Source organism: Kitasatospora sp. NPDC053057, from assembly GCF_044546945.1.
GTDB lineage: Bacteria > Actinomycetota > Actinomycetes > Streptomycetales > Streptomycetaceae > Kitasatospora.
Genome location: NZ_JBITZP010000146.1, coordinates 1 through 1363, shown reverse-complemented (window position 1 = coordinate 1363; position 1363 = coordinate 1). Strand labels below are relative to the sequence as shown.

Annotated in this window: 1 protein-coding gene; it reads right to left on the bottom strand. The window is 72.3% G+C overall.

What is annotated here, in order from left to right; genetic code table 11:
* On the bottom strand, positions 1-1363 hold a 1363-nt coding region (locus ACIG5E_RS39490; RefSeq protein ID WP_396542160.1), incomplete at both ends, for a condensation domain-containing protein.

Here is a 1363-nt window from a genome sequence, read left to right as displayed (position 1 = left end):
CCACGAACAACTCCGGCACCGTCGCCGACCCGACCTCGACCACCGTCTCGTTCCACTCCACCAGCAACCGGCGCCGGTCCTCAGGGGCCAGCACCCAGACGGCGTGCAGCGGCGTGTCCGGCTCGCCGTCCAGGGCATCCTCGACCAGGGGGACGAGGTTCTCGACGGCGGTGCGCAGCAGAAGGCCGACCGCCTCCGGCGCGATGGGGGCGACCGCGTCGACCGCCAGCGACATCGCGTCGCCGTGGTCGTCGACGGAGGCACCGAGCGGGTAGTTGGTGCGTTCCCGGGAGGAGAGCACACGCATGCCCTCGGGCCGGGCGTAGCCCTGCTTCTCGCTCTCCGCACCGGTGTTGTGGCGGTAGTTGATGAGCGAGGTGAACACGGGAGTGCTGCCCGGAAGACCGCTGGCCTGCTGGGCGAGGGCGAGGGAGGCGTGCTCGTGCTCCAGCAGCTCGGCCAGCTGCCCGCGCATGGCCAGCACGGCCTCCAGCGCACCCAGCTCGCCCGACCGCACGCGCACCGGGAGGGTGTTGAGATAGAGGCCGGCGACGCGGTCGGCGCCCGCGCCGGCGTTCATCCGGCCGAACAGCACCGTGCCGAACACCACGTCCGCGTGGCCGCTGACGGCGCTGAGCACCCGGGCCCAGGCGACGTGCATCAGCGTCGCGGGACTCGTCCCGACCCGGCGCGCCACCGAGCGCAGCCGCTCCACCGTCTCTGCCGCCAGCGGCACCACGGCACGCTCGACCGCCGCACCGTCACCCTGGACGTCCACCATCTCGTAGGGGGCGGTCGGCTCGGTCACGTCACCCAGCAGACCGGCGAAGTACCGCTCGTGCTCCGCCCGTCCGATGCCACCGCGCACCTGCGCGACGAAGTCACGGAACGGCAGCGGCTTCGGCAGTTCATCACCGCGACCGGCCAGGAACGCCGCCACCTCGTGGAGCAGCAGCTCCAGCGCCGTGTGGTCCTGCACCAGGTGGTGCAGCCGCAGCAGCACCAACCAGCGCCCGCGCTCGGGCAGCGCGGCCGCGTGCACGCTGATCAGCGGTGCCCGGCCCAGGTCCATGGACAGGCCCACGACGGACTGGAGTTCGGCCGCCGCATCGGCGGCTGCCGGGTCCAGGACCACCTCGGTCACCGGCAGTTCGGCCTTGCGCCGGACAACCTGGACCGGCTCGGGCAGCCCCTCCCAGACGAAGGACGTCCGCAGGATGTCATGCCGGTCGACGACCTGCTGGAGAGCGGCCGCGAAGGCGTCCACGCGCTCCCGCGAGTCCATCTCGATGACCACCGGCATCAGGTAGGCGTCCTCGCCCCCCTCCGCCATCAAGTGGTGGAACAGCAGACCCTCCTGCAG